Origin of the sequence: Roseovarius spongiae (assembly GCF_003651245.1) — a bacterium.
GTDB lineage: Bacteria > Pseudomonadota > Alphaproteobacteria > Rhodobacterales > Rhodobacteraceae > Roseovarius > Roseovarius spongiae.
Genome location: NZ_RAPE01000001.1, coordinates 363,045 through 380,597, shown reverse-complemented (window position 1 = coordinate 380,597; position 17,553 = coordinate 363,045). Strand labels below are relative to the sequence as shown.

Sequence of the window (17,553 nt, the reverse complement as noted above, 5' to 3'; positions counted from 1 at the left end):
CGCGGTATGATATGCATGGTGAATAGTGGGAATTCACAACGAATTCGAGCGAGAAATGCGCCGCCCCGAAACCTTTTGGAAGGCGCTTCCTGTCACCTTGCCCCTGCCCGGCGGCGTGGGGACCGCCCGGCGTCGGCATGATACCTGGGGTGAGATTGTGGAACACGTGACCTTGCTGAAACAGAACGAATCGGCGCAGCTCGATCCCGAGCGGCTCGAATCCCTCTACGATCAGTTGGGCGAGGCGGGGGCGGAAGATATCGTCTGCCGCGCGCTCGAGGAGATCGCCGTGCGGCTTTCGCATACCGAACGCTGCTATCGCGAGGGGCGCGGCCCCGACATGCGCAAATCCGCTCGCAGCCTCGTCGCGATCGCAGAGCAGATCGGCATGCAGATGCTGGGCCGCGTCGCGAATGACGTGACCCGCTGCGCCGACAGCGGCGATCCGGTCGCGCTGGCCGCGACGCTGGCGCGTCTTCTGCGGATCGGCGAACGCAGCCTGAGCGAAATATGGGATTTGCAGGACATGTCGGTCTGAGCGGCGGACGCGCGCGTCACCGGGGCTTGCAGGTCGCGCCGGGTCGGATAGGTTACGCCAATCGACCGTTCGAGCCCGAAGGGATGCCCCGTGACCACACCCCAAGCCCCGACCGCCGCGCAGCTGACATTCGCCGACCCGGACGGTGACGCGATCACGCTGCATGTGATCGCGCAGGACGACCTTGACCGCTGGCTCGACGGGCAGCCGGCCCGCGTCGCCAACTGGGTGCGCGCCAGCGGGTTCACGGCCAGGCTGGGCGGCGCCCTGCCCGTGCCGGACGATGCGGGCGGGATCGCGCTGGCGCTGGCGGGCTATGGCACGGCCGAGGCGCGCGCGCGCGGCCGGTTTCACCTTGCGGGATGCGCCGCAGCCCTGCCTGAAGGCGTCTATCGTCTGGCCGGGCTCCCGGCTGATCGCGCGGAGGAGGAGGCGCTGGGCTGGCTGCTGGGCGGCTATGTCTTCGACCGCTACGCCGATCAGACCCGCCCCAAGGCGCGGCTGATCGCGCCCGAGGGCGTCGATGCGGCGCGGCTTGAGGCGATCGCGGCGGGCGAGGCGCTGACCCGCGACCTCATCAACACGCCGGCAAGCGACATGGGGCCGACCGATCTCGAGGCGGCCTGCGGCGCGCTGGCCTCCGCGCATGGCGCGCGGATGGAAGTGATCCGCGGCGAGGCGTTGCTTGACCGCAACTTCCCGTTGATTCACGCGGTCGGGCGCGCGGCGGCGGATGCGCCGCGGCTGATCGACATCACCTGGGGCGATAGTGGCCCGACGCTCACGCTGGCGGGCAAGGGCGTGTGTTTCGACACCGGCGGGCTCAACCTCAAGCCGGGCGGCAGCATGGCGCTGATGAAGAAGGACATGGGTGGCGCCGCCACGGTGCTGGGCCTGGCGCACATGATCATGGCGCTCGATCTGCCGCTGCGGCTGCGGGTGCTGATCCCGGCGGTCGAGAACGCGGTCGCGGGCAATTCCTTCCGCCCCGGCGACATCCTGACCGCGCGAAACGGCAAGACGGTCGAGATCAATAATACCGACGCCGAAGGCCGGCTGGTGCTGGCCGACGCATTGGCGCTTGGGGCCGAGGACGCGCCCGACCTGATGGTGTCGATGGCCACTCTGACCGGCGCAGCGCGGGTCGCGGTGGGGCCGGATCTCGCACCCTATTACTGCGACGACGCGAACGTGGTCGCCGCGCTCGAGGCCGGCGCCGCCGAGGCCGCCGACCCGGTCTGGCGGCTGCCGTTCCACGCCCCGTACGAGGCGATGATAGAGCCGGGGATCGCCGATCTCGACAACGCGCCCAAAGGCGGCTTTGCCGGCTCGGTCACTGCGGCGCTCTTCCTGCGGCGGTTCGCCGGGGGCGCCAATTACCTGCATTTCGACATCTACGGTTGGAACCCGACACCTGCCCCGGCGCGGCCCAAGGGCGGCGTCGGCATGGGGGCGCGGGCGTTGCTGGCGGCGCTGCCGCGTGCGCTGAAGCTGTGAGCGATCGGCGCGACCTGCGCAGCAACGGGCGCGTCGCGCATGAAAGCCTGCGAGGCCGGGTGAAGGCGGAGCGTTTCGTCGCCGGCGCGCCGCATTGCGTCACCGCGCGCGTCGCCGCGGTGCTTGATGCGCCGGACGGGCGGCGGGAGCGCGAACTGATCTTCGGCCAAACCTTTACGGTGCTCGACACGCAGGACGGTCACGCCTTCGGGTTCTGCGCGCGCGACGGGTATGTCGGCTGGGTGAGTACGCTCCGCTTGGCGCCGCAAGGGGCGCCGCCCACCCATGCGGTGCATGTCCGGCAAAGCCATGCCAAGGCCACGCCGCAACTGAAATCGCGTGACGAGGTGATGCTCCTCTGCCATGGCGCGCGCCTGCATGTGCGCGGGATCGAAGGCGCGTGGGCCGAGGTCGACATGCCCGGCCCGGATGGAGCCGCGCCGCTATACGTTCCCGCCGCGCATATCGCGCCGCTCAGCGTCACCGCGGCCGATCCCGTGGCGGTGGCGGCGCTCTATCTCGGGACGCCCTATCTCTGGGGCGGGAATTCGAGCCTCGGGATCGACTGTTCGGGGCTGGTGCAGGCGGCTTGCCTCGCCTGCGGGCTGCCCTGCCCCGGCGACAGCGACCAGCAGGAGGCCGCGCTCGGCACGCTCCTGCCTGCGGGCGCGCCGCCCCGGCGCGGCGATCTGCTATTCTGGAAAGGGCACGTCGCATGGGTTGCGGATCCGGGCGCGATCCTGCATGCCAACGCATATCACATGGCCGTCGCCCAGGAGCCGCTCGAGGCCGCGCTTGCGCGGATCGCGGCGCAGGGCGAAGGACAGGTGCGGGCGCACCGGCGGCTTGGGCCGATCGGCTGAAACGCGAGGGCTCCGCCCTGCCGTCCCCCCGTATCCTGCGGCCCGACCAATGCAACTGGCGAAAGGATGAGCGACGATGAGCGACGACAACACCGACCAGGCGGAATACTGGACCAGCGGACCGGGGCGCAAATGGGTGGAGCAGCGCGAGGCGCTGGACGCGACGCTTGCGCCGGTGCTCGACCTCATGCTGGAGCGCGCGGCGCCGGCGCCGGGGATGCGCGTGCTCGACGTCGCCTGCGGCACGGGAACCAGCACGCTCGCCATTGCGGAGCGCATCGCGCCGGGCGGGCGCGTCCTTGGCGTCGATATCTCCGAAACGCTGCTGGAGGAGGCCCGCGCCCGCGGCGACGCTGTGACCAACGCTCATTTCACTAGAGGGGACGCGCAGATTCACCCGTTCGAGCTTGCCGCACATGACGTGGCGGTCTCAAGGTTCGGGATGATGTTCTTCGCCGATCCGGCGCAGGCGTTCCGCAACATCGCGAGCTCGCTCAAGCCGGGCGCGCCGCTGGTCTTCACCGCCTGGCGTAGCGTCGCCGAGAACCCGTGGTTCGCCATCCCCGCCAAGGCGGCCAGGGAGCGGCTGGGCGACGCGTCTCCGACGCCGCCCCGCGCGCCGGGGCCGATGGCGTTCGAGGATGAAACCTATGTCGCAGAGCTCTTGCAGAAAGCCGGTTTGCAGGACGTCGAGGTCGCGCGCGCGGATGTTGCGCTGACGCCGCCGGGCACGGCGGTGGATGTCGCGGCATTGTCGACGCGGATCGGTCCCGCGGCGAGCATCATCCGTGAGAAGAACGGCAGCGCCGAGGACATCGCCGCGATTCAGAAGGCGCTGCGCGACGCGCTCGCGAATTTCGAAACGCCTGAAGGCATCCGCATCCCGGCCGCGATCCAGCTCTGCACCGCGCGCACGGCGGGCTGAGCAGGGTCAGCCCGCGGCGCGGCTCAGCGCCTGTTCGAGATCGGCGATGAGGTCGTCCGCATCCTCGATCCCGATGCTGAGGCGCAGCAGGTTCGGGTGCACGCGGAACCCTTCGCCCGAGACGGTCTTGCGGTGCTCGATCAGGCTCTCGACCCCGCCCAGCGACGTGGCGGGGTAGAAGAGTTCGCAGAACCGGGCCGTGTCGATGGCGGTCCGCTCATTCCCGGCGGTGATAAGCGACAGCATCCCGCCGTAAAGCCCGCCGGTCTGACGCTTGGCGATCTCGTGCCCCGGATGCGACGACAGGCCGGGATAGAGCACGCGTTCGATCAGCGGATGCCCTTCGAAATGGCTGGCGAGCGCGAGCGCGTTCTGCGTCGCGCGCTCCACACGCAGCATCAGCGTGCGCATGCCGCGGATCAGCAGGAAGGCGTCGAAACTGTGCAGCACCGTCCCGGCAAGCTTGCGGATGTCCGAAACGCTCTCCCACCAGTCGCCGGTATCGCGCACCGACAGCGCCCCGGCGGTCACGTCGGAATGGCCATTGAGATACTTGGTCGCGGAATGGAACGATATATCGGCCCCAAGCGCGAGCGCCTGCGTGCAGCAGGGCGGCGTGCCGGTGCAATCGGTCAGCAGCCGCGCGCCCGCGTCATGGACGATGGCGGCGGCGGCCTTGATATCGGTCACGTCCCAATCGGGGTTGTTGGGCGTCTCGACCCAGACCAGCGCGGTTTCACCGGGGCGGATGGCGGCTTGCATCGCGGCGAGGTCGGCGGTCTTGTAGAACGACAATCCGAGCCGGCCCAGCGCGTCGAGCTTCTGCATCCGGTGGAGGATGCCGTGATACATCACGTCTGGTGCGACCACATGCGCGCGGGCGGGCAGCGCGTCGAGCACCGCGTTGGCCGCCGACATGCCGGAGGCGAAGAGCATGGTATCGGCCGCCCCTTCGAGATCGGCGATGATCGCCTCGGCGTGATCCGTCGTCTCGTTGCTGTCGCGGCGATACATGTAGGCGTCGCGCAGCGTGTAATCGGGCGCGCGCGCATAGGTCGCCGAGGGCTGGATCGGCGGGGTGATCGCGCCGGTATCGGGGTCGAGATAGCGCAGCGCCTGCGCGACGCGGGTGGCGGGGGACAGGGGGCGGTTTCTCATCGGATGCGTCCTGGCTTGCTCATCCACCCGGGCGGGCGTCTTCGCGTTTCGGCCTTCGGCGAGGGTATTTTCGCCAAGAAAAACCCGGGGCGGTGTGCGGGGCCGCCCCGGGCCGGGGTCACTCTAGCGCCGCGTCGCAGCGCGCGCAGACGCCGGGGTGCGCGTGGGCGCCCACGTCAGGCAGGATTTTCCAGCAGCGCTCGCACTTGTCGCCCGCCGCGCGCGCGAAGGCGACGGCGATGCCGGGAGTTTCCGGCAGGCTGTAGGCCCCCTCGGGTGCGGCGGCGTCGGTGAGCGCGATCTGCGAGGTGATGCAGACGTCCGCCAGCGGCGCCGAGCGCAGCGCGGCGAGCGTATCCGCATCCTCGACATGCACGCACGGCGCGGCCTCGAGCGAGGAGCCGATCACCTTGTTCGTGCGCTGCACTTCGAGCGCGGCGGTGACCACGCGACGCGCCTGCCGGATGCGCGCCCATTTCGCGGCGAGCGCGTCGTCGCGCCAGTCCTGCGGGGTTGCGGGCATGTCCTGAAGATGCACCGAGCTATCCGCGCCGGGGAACCGCTCGAGCCAGACCTCCTCCATCGTGAAGGTCAGCACCGGGGCGAGCCAGGTGGTCAGCCGGTGGAACAAGAGGTCGAGCACCGTGCGCGCGGCGCGGCGCTCGGGGCTGTCGCCGTCGCAATAGAGCACGTCCTTGCGGATGTCGAAGTAGAAGGCCGACAAATCCAGCGTGCAGAAGTTGAACAGCGTCTGGAACACGCCCTGGAAATCATAGGCGGCGTAGCCTTCGCGCACGCGCGCGTCGAGTTCCGCGAGGCGGTGCAGCACCCAGCGTTCAAGCTCGGGCATGTCCGCCGCATCCATGCGGTCCGCGTCGGTGTAATGCACGACATTGCCCAGCAGGTAGCGCATCGTGTTGCGCAGCCGGCGGTAGCTGTCGGCGACCCCTTTCAGGATTTCCGGCCCGATGCGCAAATCGGCGGTATAATCCGACTGCGCCACCCAAAGGCGCAGGATATCGGCGCCGTATTGCTTCGTGACGTCCTCGGGGCTGACCGTGTTGCCGAGCGACTTGGACATCTTGTTGCCCTTCGCATCCAGCGTGAAGCCATGCGTCAGCACCCCCCGATAGGGCGCGCGGCCCAGCGTGCCGCAGGCCTGGAGCATCGAGGAATGGAACCAGCCCCGGTGCTGGTCCGTGCCCTCGAGGTAGAGATCCGCCAGCCCGTCGTCGGATCCGTCTTCGCGGTCGCGCAGCACGAAGGCGTGGGTGGAGCCGCTATCGAACCACACGTCGAGGATGTCGGTCACCTGGTCCCAGTCGGCGGGATCGACGATGCCCGACAGGAACCGCTCCTTCGCGCCGTCCTTGTACCACGCATCCGCGCCCTCGGCCTCGAACGCCTCAAGGATGCGGGCGTTCACTTCGTTGTTGCGCAGCAGGTAGTCGTCATCGGTCGGCTTGCCCCCCGCCCGCGTGAAACAGGTCAGCGGCACGCCCCAGGCCCGCTGACGCGACAGCACCCAGTCGGGGCGCGCCTCGATCATGGAATACAAGCGGTTGCGGCCCTTCTGCGGGGTCCATGTCACCAGCTCGTCGATGGAGGTCAGCGCACGCTGGCGGATCGTTTTGCCGTAGTCGTCCTGCCCGTCGCCCACGGGGCGGTCGATGGCGGCGAACCATTGCGGCGTGTTGCGATAGATGATCGGCGCCTTGGAGCGCCAGCTATGCGGATAGCTGTGCTTGATCTTGCCGCGCGCCAGCAGGCCGCCGACCTCGGCCAGCTTGTCGATCACGGCCTTGTTGGCGTCGCCTTCCTTGCCGTTGGGCTTGAGGATGCGTTTGCCCCCGAAGAACGGCAGATCTTCGCGGAAAGCGCCGTCGTCCATCACGTTGTAGGTAATGACATCGGCGAGCATCCCGAGATCGCGGTAAAGCTCGAACTCCTCCATCCCGTGGCTGGGGGCGCAGTGGACGAAACCGGTGCCTTCCTCGTCGGTGACGAAATCGGCGGCGCGGAAATCGCGGGGGGCGTCCCATTCGCCGTTGGAGCCTTCGGCGTGGGCCAAGGGGTGCATCAGCTTGATATGCAGAAGTTCGTCGACGGTTACATCGCGCAATCGACGATACATGTCATCGTCCAACCGTGCACGGCCCATGACATCTTCCGCGCATTTGTCCGCAAGGATGTATTTTTCGCCGACCTTCGCCCAACATTCATCGGGTGCTTTCGTGACTTCGTAAAGTCCGTACGAAATATCCTCCCCGTAAACCACAGCCTTGTTCGACGGGATGGTCCAGGGTGTGGTGGTCCAGATCACCACATAAGAATTCAGCAGATCATCAGCCCTGGCGGCGAGGTCCATGGGCTCTGTTCCGCTTGCGCCGGCCTGAACTACCTCGAACTTCACCCAGACCGTAAAGCTCTCCTTGTCGTGGTATTCGACCTCCGCCTCGGCCAGCGCGGTCTTCTCAACCGGCGACCACATCACCGGCTTGGAGCCCTGGTAGAGCGTGCCGTTCATCAGGAACTTCTGGAACTCCTCCGCGATGATCCGCTCGGCGCGGTAATCCATCGTGAGATACGGACGGTCCCAGGCACCGGTGACGCCGAGGCGCTTGAACTCCTCGCGCTGGATGTCGATCCAGCCATCGGCGAACTTGCGGCATTCCTGGCGGAAATCGACGATGTCGATCTCGTCCTTGTTGCGGCCCTTGGCGCGATACTGTTCCTCGATCTTCCATTCAATGGGCAGACCGTGGCAATCCCAACCGGGGATGTAGCGCGCGTCGCGGCCCATCATCTGCTGGGACCGCACGACCATGTCCTTGAGGATCTTGTTCAGCGCGTGGCCGATATGGAGGTGCCCGTTGGCGTAGGGAGGGCCGTCATGCAGGGTGAAGGGCGGCCGGTCCCCTGCCCGTTCACGCAGGCGGTCGTAGATGCCGATCTCCTCCCACCGTTTCAGCCATTCGGGTTCGCGCTTGGGTAGCCCTGCGCGCATCGGGAAGTCGGTCTGCGGCAGGTTCAGCGTCTGCTTGTATTCGGTTGTCTGGGTCGTGTCGGCGCACATCGGCGGCGTCCTTCGTCAGTCAGGTCGTGGCAAAAAGGGCTTGGGCGGCGCGACGGGTCAAACGCCTTTTCCCGGCGGCTCGGACAGTCAGAGCGCCGGGCATGTAATTCGGAAGATGATCGCCATGAACCGCGTCATGCCCGGCCTTATAGGGGCCGCGTTTCCCGGCGTCCAGAGCCGCGCGGCCGATGCGTCGCGGGTTCACGGTGAAACATGCCGGAGAAAGATGTTACTGGTGCCGCTGAGAGGACTCGAACCTCCGACCCCATCATTACGAATGACGTGCTCTACCAGCTGAGCTACAGCGGCCCGGTATCGCGGCGCTATAGCATCGCGACCGGGGCGTTCCAAGCCTAATTCGTCGTCGGAGCGGCCGGTTTTTCGGCTTCGGCGTCGGTCACGATCTCGGCGTCGAGGACGTCCGGCTTGTCCGGATCCCCGGCCTCCGGGGCGTTGCCGCGTCCCTCGATCTGGCCGACGATCAGCGGCAGCATCTCGACCCCGGTGGGCGTGGTCACCGTATGCGCGGGGGGCGATTTCCATTCCAGCGTGTCGAAGGCATGGCAATGTTCGCAGGCGGGCAGCCAATCGGCGTGGATATGCTGGCAGTTGTCGCAGATCCATTGCGGGCCGCGCGGCGCGCTCAGCGCCCGGGCGAGCCAGCCCTTGACCACCGCATCCGGCGCGCCCTCGCCGCGCTCAACGGCGGCCATGATCGTCAGCACACGCGCGTCCGGGTCGGTTTCGGGCAAATCGCCCAGCGCGCGGCGGGCGGCGGGGAAATCCTCGGCTGCGATATGCAATTCGGCTTCCAGCAGCTTGGTCTCGCGATGGTCGGGCATGGCCTTGATCAGGGGCCTGAACCGCTTCAACCGCTCTTCGGGCGTCTCGTCGGGTTCGATCCGGGCGAAGGCGGCGGCGAGGTCGGGATGGGGTTGCGCGCTCCATGCCTTGCGCAGCACGCGGGCGGCGTGGCGCTTGTTGCCCTGGTCGATATAGCTCTGCGCGGCCATGACGGCGGCGGGCGCGAGGTGCGGCGACAGGCGGTTGGCCTCGATCGCGGTTTCGCGCGCCTCGATGTCGCGGCCAGCCTCGGCCACCTCGCGCGCCTCCGAGAGCGCCAGCACCGCGTCGCGGCGCTTGTGCACGTCGCGGGGCAGGTTGCCGTGCTTGAGCTTGGCGTTGAGCGTCGCGCGCGCGCCCGACCAGTCAGCCTTGTCGGTTTGCAGCCTGAGCAGTGTGTCCTGCACCTCGGCATGCGAAGGCTTGAGCCCGAAGGCCTTCTTGGCCAGTTCCAGCGCGGTGTCGGTCTCTCCGTCCTCCAGGCGCTGCTGCAACAGGCCGCGCACGCCCACGAAACGCGTGCGGCTGTCCGCGAGCATCCGTTTGTAGACCGCCTCGGCCTTGGCGCGGTTGCCCGACATCTCGGCGGCCTGCGCGATCACCAGGTTGGTGAGTTCCGGCTTGCGCAGGTAGCGTTCCGCCTTGTTCGCGCGGGCCAGCGCGACGCCGCCCTCGCCCGAGGCGAGCGCCATCATCCCCTCGCTCAGCGCGCGATAGCCCTTTTCCTGCCGGTTGCGGTCGAAATAGCGCGAGATCGCCGTTTCGTCGCCGTTGATGAATTTCAGCACTGCGATCAGCAGCGACGCCAGCTTGAGCAGCAGCCACACCACCAGCAGCAGGAGAACGAAACCGATCACCGCCTTGAGCGGCGTGAGGTTCAGCTCGATCCCGCCCAGGACGATCCGCACGCCGCCGTCGAGGTCCAGGAGATAGGACGCGCCAAAGCTGGCTCCGACGACAAGCGCGAGGAAGATCGCGATTTTGACAATTGACCATAGCATGTGGCGGGACCCTTTTCGGTGTCAGTTCAGTTGCGCAGAGAGCGCGTCGGCGGCGTCGGTCGCGTTCATCCGGGCGCGGGCGCTGTCGACCCAGCTTTGCAACGCGGCCTGCCCGGAGGGCGGCAGCGCCTCGATCTCGGCCAGCGCGTCGGCCAGCCGTCCCTCGCGCAGCGCCGCCTCGGCGCGCGACAGCACGGCGTCGGGGTCGTCGCCTTCGCGCGGCTCGAGCGAGCGCGCGCCAAGCTGTTCGCCAATGAACGCCATCACGCCGGTTTCGCCCTCGCCGGCATCCGCGCGTTCCTTGCGCGCGTCGCGCAGTGCGACGCGCGCGGCGGGCGGGAACTCGGCCTGGAGCGTGGCGAGGGTCGGGACGCCATCGGCGGCGGCGGCGCGCAGATCGTCAGGCACGTCGGCGCCGGTCTGCGCCAGATCGGCCAGCGCGTCCTCGAACGGCGCGCCGGTGTCGAGCGCGGTGCGGATGCGGGTCAGCGCCGCCTGTTGCAGCGTCGCCGTGGCCGCCGATTCCGCCTTGGCCTCGCGCGCGTCGGCAGCAGAGATCAGCGTGTCAATCCGCTGTTTCTGCTCGGCCAGGGCGGCGCGCTGCGCGTCCAGCGCCGCTTGCAGATCGGTGATCTGACCCTCCGACACGCCGCTGCCCTCGGCGACGGGGCGCGATTCCAGCGCGCCCAGCCGCGATTGCAGGGTCGCGATCTGTCCTGTCAGTTCCTCGAGCGTGGCGCGCAGCTCTTCCTGCCCGGTTTCGAGACGGCCGAGATCGGGCATCTCGGCAGGCGGCGGCAGTTCGGCGAGCTTTGCATCGAGCGCGTCAATCCTGCCCGCCTGCGCCTCTTGCGTGTCGACGACCTGGTCGCGCCATGCGGTATCGGGCGCGAAAACCTGCGGCAGCAGGAAATAGACCAGCGCCCCGCCGAGACAGGCCGCGATGACGCCGCCGAGCACCATTCCCCCGAAGCCGCCCTTGCGCGCGGGCGGGCTTTCGGGCGCGGTGCGCGACGGCGCGGATCTTGCCGCGGATTCGCTGGTGGTTGCGGCGGGTTTCGCGGGGCTGGCCGACGCCGGCGCATCTTTCGGTGAGTCGGAGTTCACGGGGTCGGGTGTCGTGGCGCCGGGCTTCGCCGGGGCCTCCTTGTCCGAGCCGGTCTTTTCCGCGTCCGACTTGGCGCCGTCCGTCTTCGGCGCAGTCGCGGGGATGTTCGTCTTGCCGCTGTCCTTTGACGCCGCGCCGGGCTTGGCGGGGTCTTTCGCGGTCCCCTTGGAGGACGGGGCCGCGGCCGCGGCCTTCGATGTCTTCTTGCCCTCCGGCGCGCGGGCGAGCGCGGAGGCTTCGGACGGCTTGCCCGCGGGTTTGGCGCCCGGCTTGGACGGCGCGTCGCCCGGTTTCGAAGATGCGCCGCCGGGTTCACTCTTGCCGGCGCCGGGCGCAGCCGTTTCCGGCTTGGCGGCCCCGTCTTCGGGCTTTGATTCGCCCTTCGCGGGCTTCTTCTTGTCCGCCACTTTCTAAACCCTTTTCGAATCTGCCACTTTCGCTCGTCGAAACACCTTACTGCGTGCCTTTTGCGCCCTCAAGCCGCTTGGCCGTCGCGATCGCCTGCGTCACGGCGTCGTGCATGGCCGGGCCGTCCGGGCGCGCCGCCACGATCGCGTCGCGCGCCAGCGGGTCCGGCAGCCTGTCGCGCGCCGCCTCGCTGATCACCGCGGCCACCAGCGGACAGGTAGGCGGGGTGTCATTGATGACAAGCTCCGCGCTGCGCGGCGAAAAGAGCGGCAGCACCACCGGCGCGTCGCCCCGCAACGCGCGGCGCGCCTCCGGGCTGAGCGGGCGCGCGCGCTGATCGTAGATCGGGACCGCCCGCGCCTCGATCCCCGCGGCGCGCAGCGCGCCGGGGATATCGCCCGCGCGGTGCGTGCCGTGAAGCTGCATCACCGGGCCGCGCACCCGGTCTGCGATCATCAGCGCCACGAGCGCGCGCGCGTCGCCTTCGGCGGAAATGGCGCTGAGCCCCTCGGCGCGCGCGGCCTCGGCGGTGGCGTCGCCCACGGCATAGCAGGGAATTTCACGCCGCGCTGTGGCCGCCGCGTAGGCGCGCACCCCGTTGCGCGAGGTGAAGACCAGCGTTTCGATTCCTTTGAGGTCGGGCAGGTCCGCATCGCGCACGATCTCCATGATCGGCGCGCGGATGAGGCGCACCGCGTCACCGTGCCGCGCGGCGAGTTCGGCGGCGAAGGCTGCGCCCTCGGGTTCGGGCCGGGTGACGAGGACGATCGGCCGGCGGGATGGATGCGCAGTTGTTTGCATGACCTCCCGGTGTTACCTGCCGGGGGCGCGGGCCGCAACGGGCAGGGCAATGAAGGGCACATGGACCATCCTCGGCATCGAGAGCAGCTGCGACGACACGTCGGCGGCGCTGCTGCGCTGCGCGCCCGGCGGCGCCCGCCCCGCGCCGCTGGCCGAAGTCACCGCCGACCAGCAGGCCGCCCATGCGGCGTTCGGCGGTGTCGTCCCCGAGATCGCCGCGCGGGCGCACGCGGAAAAGCTCGATACCTGCGTGGCCGGGGCGGTGGCCCAGGCGGGGCTGACATTCGCCGATCTCGACGGCATCGCCGTGACGGCCGGGCCGGGGCTGATCGGCGGGGTGATCGCGGGCGTGATGTGCGCCAAGGGGTTGGCGGCGGGAACCGGCCTGCCGCTCGTCGGGGTGAACCATCTTGCCGGACACGCGCTGTCGCCGCAGCTGAGCGACGATGTGCCCTTTCCCTATCTCGTGCTCTTGGTGTCGGGCGGGCATTGCCAATTCTTGATCGTGCACGGGCCGGACCGGTTCACCCGGCTTGGCGGCACCATCGACGACGCGCCGGGCGAGGCATTCGACAAGGTCGCGCGCCTTCTGGGCCTGCCGCAACCGGGCGGGCCCGCGGTCGAGGCGGCGGCGCGGGACGGGGACCCGACGCGCTTTGCCTTTCCGCGCCCGCTGACGGACCGCGCGGGTTGCGACATGTCTTTCTCGGGCCTCAAGACCGCCGTGCTACGCGCCCGCGATGCGCTTGTGGCCGAACAGGGCGGGCTGTGGCGCGCCGACCGCGCCGACCTCTGCGCCGGGTTCCAGGCCGCGATGCGCGACGTGCTGGCGACCAAGGCGCGCCGCGCGCTCGAGGCCTGCGCGGCGCGCGGCGTCGATGTGCGCGCCTTCGCCGTGGCCGGGGGCGTGGCGGCCAACCGGGCGATCCGCGCCGCGCTTCAAGAGGCGGCGGCCGGCACGGGCTGCGCCTTTGCCGCGCCGCCATTGCGTTATTGCACCGACAACGCCACGATGATCGCCTATGCCGGCAGCTTTCGCCTGATGAAGGGGGACCGCGACGGGATGGACCTTGGCGCGCGGCCGCGCTGGCCGCTGGACGCGACCAGCCCGGCGATGCTGGGCTCGGGAAAAAAGGGGGCGAAGGCATGATCGCGATCATGGGCGCGGGCGCGTTCGGCACCGCGCTAGCGTTAACGCTGGGGCGCGAGGGGGAGGTCACGCTCTGGGCGCGGGACGCGGATCACGTGACAGAAATGGCGCGCACGCGCGAGAACGCCCGCCGCCTGCCCGGCGCCGCCTTCCCCTACGGGGTGCGGGTAAGCGAGCACGTGGAGGCGTTGCGGCTGGCGCAGACGGTACTGCTGGCGGTGCCGATGCAGCGGCTGCGCGCGGTGCTGGAAGAGCACGCCGGAACCCTTGCCGGCAAGACGCTCGTCGCCTGCTGCAAGGGGGTCGAGCTCGACACGCAGCAGGGGCCGGTGCAGATCATCGCCGAGACCGTCCCCGACGCGACGCCGGCCATCGTGACCGGCCCCGGCTTCGCCAACGACATCGCGCGCGGCCTGCCCACGGCGATGACGCTGGCCTGCGCCGACGCGCTGATCGGCGCGGCGCTTCAGGATGCGCTCAGCACCGGCAATTTGCGGCTTTACCGGACCACCGACACCATCGGCGCGGAACTGGGCGGCGCGCTCAAGAACGTGATGGCGATCGCCTGCGGCGCCACCATCGGCGCAGGGTTCGGCGAAAGCGCGCGCGCCGCGCTGATGACCCGCGGCTACGCCGAGATGCAGCGCATGGCGCAGGCGCTCGGGGCGCGGCCCGAAACCCTGTCGGGCCTGTCGGGGTTCGGCGACCTGATCCTGACCTGCACCTCCGAGCAGTCGCGCAACATGCGCTTCGGCCTCAGCATCGGGCGCGGCGAGGGGTTCGACCCGAACATTACCGTCGAGGGCGCGGCCACCGCGCGCGCCGCCGCCCTGCGCGCCCGCGCGTTGCAGGTCGAGATGCCGATCACGGAAATCGTGGCGCTGCTGGTCGCGGGCGAATTGCGTGTTGACGCGGCCCTCGATAGGCTGCTGTCACGACCATTGAAGGAGGAATGATGCTGATCGTTCTCATGGCCCGGGACAAGCCGGGCGCGTTGCAGATCCGGGTCGACAACCGCGACGCCCATCTCGCCTATATCGAAAAGACCGGCGTGGTTGCCCAGGCCGGCCCGCTGCTCGACGAGGGGGGCGAGATGGCCGGCTCACTGGTGGTTCTCGACGTGCCCGACATGGCCGCGGCCGAGGCCTGGGCCGAGGATGACCCCTACGCCAGGGCGGATCTCTTCGCCGAGGTGAAACTGATCGCATGGAAGAAGGTGATCTGAGATGGCCTATTGGCTGTTCAAGTCCGAACCCGCCACCTGGAGCTGGGACGACCAGGTGGCCAAGGGCGACGCGGGCGAGGAATGGGATGGCGTGCGCAACTACCAGGCGCGCAACTTCATGCGCGAGATGAAGCTGGGCGAGCGCGGCTTCTTCTATCACAGCCAGACGGAAAAGGCGGTGGTCGGCATCGTCGAGGTCAGCGCGACCGCGCATCCCGACAGCACCACGGATGACGACCGCTGGGAATGCGTGGACGTGCGCGCCGTGCGCGGGGTCGAGCGGCCCGTCACGCTTCAGGAGATCAAGGATGATCCGCGCCTGTCGGACATGGTGCTGGTGCGCAATTCGCGCCTGTCGGTGCAGCCGGTGAGTGACGAGGAATGGCGCATCGTCTGCGAAATGGCGGGCGTGCCGGCCGACTGAGCCTTCCGGTGCGCCAAAACAAACGGAGGATTCCAGCCCTGGCCGAAACCCTCCGTTACCCCACGTGCTCCCTACGCACCACACGTGTCTTTCTGGAATAGGTCTCGACCGTCCTGGTCTCGATGGGATCACCTTAGGCGTCCCGGGCGCGAACCGCAATTCTCGAGTGCATAGAAATCTATTAAAATCGGTGTCTTGCTGGAAAAGCGAACCCCGGCCGGTTCGACACCGGCCGGGATTTTTTCAACTGAGGCGGGCCGCCTTCAGGAGGGGAGCTTCGCCATGCGCAGATAGGGCAGAACGGTCTCGAACTCGCCGAACTTCTCCTTGGCCTCGTCGTCATTCAGCGATGTCGGGATCACCACGTCCTGGCCCACCTGCCAATCGACCGGCGTTGCGACGCCAGCCTTGGCGGCGGTCTGCAACCCGTCGAGCGCGCGCAGGATTTCCCCGTAGTTGCGGCCAACGTTCATCGGGTAGGTCATCGACAGTTTCAACTGCTTGTCCGGGCCGATGATATAGACCGCGCGCACCGTGGCGCTGTCGGCCGGGGTGCGGCCATCGGGCAGATAGGCCTCGGCGGGGAGCATGTCGAAGGCCTTGGACACCTCGAGCCCCTCATCGGCGATGATCGGGAAATCCGCTTCGGTTCCGGCGACCTTCTCGATATCGCCTTTCCATTTCCGGTGATCCTCGGCCCCGTCGACGGAAACGCCGATCACCTTGGTGCCGCGCTTCTTCCACTCATCCGCCAGCTTGGCCACGGCGCTGAACTCGGTCGTGCAGACGGGGGTGAAATCCTTGGGGTGCGAAAACAGGATCGCCCAGCTGTCGCCGATCCACTCGTGAAAGCTGATCGGTCCCTGGTCGGTCTCGGCCTTGAAATCGGGGACGATGTCGTTGATGCGCAGACCCATGACGGCTCTCCTTTGCTGCTGTTGTTATCCGACTCACCACGCAAGATAAGACCGCCGCGGCGAAATTGCACCCCCGTCACTTGCCCCTCCCCGCCGCCGGTGACAAGGTGGCGCGTGAGCCGCCGCCCTCCTATATGAAGGGCATGGAATTTTGCGACGTGAAGGAGCATGACATGATCGAGAAACGTCAATTCTACATCGACGGCGCCTGGACCGACCCGGCCAGCGCGAACGACCACCACGTCATCAACCCCTCGAACGAGGAATCCTGCGCCGTCATCACCCTGGGCGGGCAGGCCGACACCGACGCCGCGGTCGCCGCCGCGCGGACGGCGCTTCCGGCCTGGGCCGCGACCCCGCCGGAAAAGCGGATCGCCCATATCGAGAAGCTGCGCGAGGTCTATGATTCCCGCACCGAGGACATGGCGCAGGCCATCAGTCTCGAGATGGGCGCGCCCATCGACATGGCCCGCGCCCAGCAAGCCGCGGCGGGCAGCGGGCATATCGCGTCCTTCATCGACGAGGCCAAGAAGTTTCCCTTCATCCACGAGATGGACCCTGACACGCCCGGCTCCATGATCGCGCATGAACCGATCGGGGTTGCGGCGCTCATCACGCCGTGGAACTGGCCGATGAACCAGGTCACGCTGAAGGTGATCGCGGCGCTCGCGGCGGGTTGCACGATGGTGCTGAAGCCGAGCGAGGAATCGCCGCTCTCCGCGATGGTCTTTGCCGAAATGGTGGACGAGGCGGGCATTCCCGCCGGGGTCTTCAACCTCGTGAACGGGGACGGCGCCGGCGTCGGCTCGCAACTCAGCGCGCACCCGGACGTGGACATGGTGAGCTTTACCGGCTCGTCCCGCGCGGGCAAGCTCATCTCCAAGGCGGCCGCCGACACATTGAAGCGCGTGAGCCTGGAACTGGGCGGCAAGGGCGCGAACCTGATCTTTGCCGACGCCGACGACAAGGCGGTGAAGCGCGGCGTGCTGCACTGCATGAACAATTCGGGCCAGTCCTGCAACGCGCCGACCCGGATGCTGGTGCAGCGCGACATCTATGACCAGGCGGTCGAGACCGCCGGCGAGGTCGCGGCCCAGGTCAAGGTCGGCCCGGCGAGCGAGGAAGGCAAGCATATCGGCCCGGTGGTCAACGAGGTGCAGTTCAACAAGATCCAGGATCTCATCCAGAAGGGCATCGACGAGGGCGCGCGCCTTGTCACCGGCGGCGCCGGGCGGCCCGACGGGATGAACCGCGGCTTCTACGTCAAGCCCACCGTGTTCGCGGACGTGAGCAACGACATGACCATCGCGCAAGAGGAAATCTTCGGCCCCGTGTTGTCGATCATCCCCTTCGACACCGAGGAAGAAGGCGTGCGGATCGCCAATGATACGCCCTACGGCCTGACCAACTATGTCCAGACGCAGGACGGCGCCCGGCGCAACCGGCTGGCGCGCGCGCTCAACGCCGGCATGATCGAGATGAACGGCGAAAGCCGGGGCAAGGGTGCGCCCTTCGGCGGCACCAAGCAGTCCGGCAACGGGCGCGAGGGCGGCAAGTGGGGGATCGAGGACTTCACCGAGGTCAAATCGATCTCGGGCTGGGCCAAGGCCGGCTGACGG

General features: G+C 68.4%; 15 protein-coding genes and 1 tRNA gene. 9 read left to right on the top strand and 7 right to left on the bottom strand.

All coding sequences use genetic code 11. From position 1 onward, the window contains the following. The first annotated feature begins 157 nt into the window (after nt 1-157). The 4 genes from D6850_RS01755 to D6850_RS01740 all read left to right on the top strand — a co-directional run bounded on the left by D6850_RS01755 (nt 158) and on the right by D6850_RS01740 (nt 3,823). On the top strand, nt 158-538 hold the full coding sequence (locus D6850_RS01755; RefSeq protein ID WP_121165015.1) for a hypothetical protein: 381 nt from the start codon (nt 158-160) through the stop codon (nt 536-538). A 90-nt stretch (nt 539-628) separates the two neighbouring features. Further along, on the top strand, nt 629-2,035 hold the full coding sequence (locus D6850_RS01750) for a leucyl aminopeptidase family protein (RefSeq protein WP_245964066.1): 1,407 nt from the start codon (nt 629-631) through the stop codon (nt 2,033-2,035). Beyond that, on the top strand, nt 2,032-2,898 hold the full coding sequence (locus D6850_RS01745; protein WP_121163314.1) for a C40 family peptidase: 867 nt from the start codon (nt 2,032-2,034) through the stop codon (nt 2,896-2,898). The genes D6850_RS01750 and D6850_RS01745 overlap by 4 nt, the downstream gene beginning before the upstream one ends. Nucleotides 2,899-2,974: 76 nt before the next feature. Further along, complete coding sequence (locus tag D6850_RS01740; protein ID WP_121163313.1) at nt 2,975-3,823, top strand: class I SAM-dependent methyltransferase; 849 nt, start codon at nt 2,975-2,977, stop codon at nt 3,821-3,823. 6 nt (nt 3,824-3,829) lie between these two features. Here D6850_RS01740 and D6850_RS01735 read toward each other — a convergent pair whose 3' ends face one another. The 6 genes from D6850_RS01735 to D6850_RS01705 all read right to left on the bottom strand — a co-directional run bounded on the left by D6850_RS01735 (nt 3,830) and on the right by D6850_RS01705 (nt 12,218). Further along, entirely contained in the window at nt 3,830-4,981 is a 1,152-nt protein-coding gene (locus tag D6850_RS01735; protein WP_121163311.1) for a trans-sulfuration enzyme family protein, read from the bottom strand. A gap of 118 nt (nt 4,982-5,099) precedes the next feature. Continuing rightward, the gene (ileS, locus tag D6850_RS01730) at nt 5,100-8,057 is read right to left on the bottom strand and encodes an isoleucine--tRNA ligase (RefSeq protein ID WP_121163309.1); all 2,958 of its coding nucleotides are present in this window, start codon (nt 8,055-8,057) and stop codon (nt 5,100-5,102) included. A gap of 233 nt (nt 8,058-8,290) precedes the next feature. After that, nucleotides 8,291-8,366: transfer RNA gene (locus D6850_RS01725), tRNA-Thr, on the bottom strand. A gap of 44 nt (nt 8,367-8,410) precedes the next feature. Continuing rightward, complete coding sequence (locus tag D6850_RS01720; RefSeq protein ID WP_121163308.1) at nt 8,411-9,901, bottom strand: heme biosynthesis protein HemY; 1,491 nt, start codon at nt 9,899-9,901, stop codon at nt 8,411-8,413. Between the two features lie 21 nt (nt 9,902-9,922). After that, nucleotides 9,923-11,416 (bottom strand): COG4223 family protein, encoded by a 1,494-nt coding sequence (locus tag D6850_RS19205; RefSeq protein WP_147438841.1) that lies wholly within the window; start codon nt 11,414-11,416, stop codon nt 9,923-9,925. 46 nt (nt 11,417-11,462) lie between these two features. Continuing rightward, nucleotides 11,463-12,218 (bottom strand): uroporphyrinogen-III synthase, encoded by a 756-nt coding sequence (locus tag D6850_RS01705; protein WP_121163302.1) that lies wholly within the window; start codon nt 12,216-12,218, stop codon nt 11,463-11,465. A gap of 49 nt (nt 12,219-12,267) precedes the next feature. On the opposite strand from D6850_RS01705, the gene tsaD reads away from it, so the two are divergent. Genes tsaD through D6850_RS01685 form a run of 4 tightly spaced genes read left to right on the top strand, consistent with a single transcriptional unit; the run spans nt 12,268 to nt 15,017 of the window. Then, the gene (gene tsaD / locus D6850_RS01700) at nt 12,268-13,368 is read left to right on the top strand and encodes a tRNA (adenosine(37)-N6)-threonylcarbamoyltransferase complex transferase subunit TsaD (RefSeq protein ID WP_121163301.1); all 1,101 of its coding nucleotides are present in this window, start codon (nt 12,268-12,270) and stop codon (nt 13,366-13,368) included. Next, nucleotides 13,365-14,324 carry an NAD(P)H-dependent glycerol-3-phosphate dehydrogenase gene (locus tag D6850_RS01695; protein WP_121163299.1) on the top strand — a complete coding sequence of 320 codons (960 nt, stop codon included), beginning with the start codon at nt 13,365-13,367 and terminating at the stop codon, nt 14,322-14,324. Before tsaD ends, D6850_RS01695 begins: the two co-directional genes overlap by 4 nt. Then, a complete protein-coding gene (locus D6850_RS01690) occupies nt 14,324-14,593 on the top strand; it encodes a YciI family protein (protein WP_121165011.1) in 270 nt (89 codons plus the stop codon). Before D6850_RS01695 ends, D6850_RS01690 begins: the two co-directional genes overlap by 1 nt. Nucleotide 14,594: 1 nt before the next feature. Next, nucleotides 14,595-15,017 (top strand): EVE domain-containing protein, encoded by a 423-nt coding sequence (locus D6850_RS01685; RefSeq protein ID WP_121163298.1) that lies wholly within the window; start codon nt 14,595-14,597, stop codon nt 15,015-15,017. Between the two features lie 263 nt (nt 15,018-15,280). On the opposite strand, the gene D6850_RS01680 is transcribed toward D6850_RS01685, so the two are convergent. Next, a complete protein-coding gene (locus D6850_RS01680) occupies nt 15,281-15,934 on the bottom strand; it encodes a peroxiredoxin (RefSeq protein ID WP_121163296.1) in 654 nt (217 codons plus the stop codon). Between the two features lie 173 nt (nt 15,935-16,107). On the opposite strand from D6850_RS01680, the gene D6850_RS01675 reads away from it, so the two are divergent. Further along, nucleotides 16,108-17,550 carry an aldehyde dehydrogenase family protein gene (locus D6850_RS01675; protein ID WP_121165009.1) on the top strand — a complete coding sequence of 481 codons (1,443 nt, stop codon included), beginning with the start codon at nt 16,108-16,110 and terminating at the stop codon, nt 17,548-17,550. The last annotated feature ends 3 nt before the right edge of the window (nt 17,551-17,553 follow it).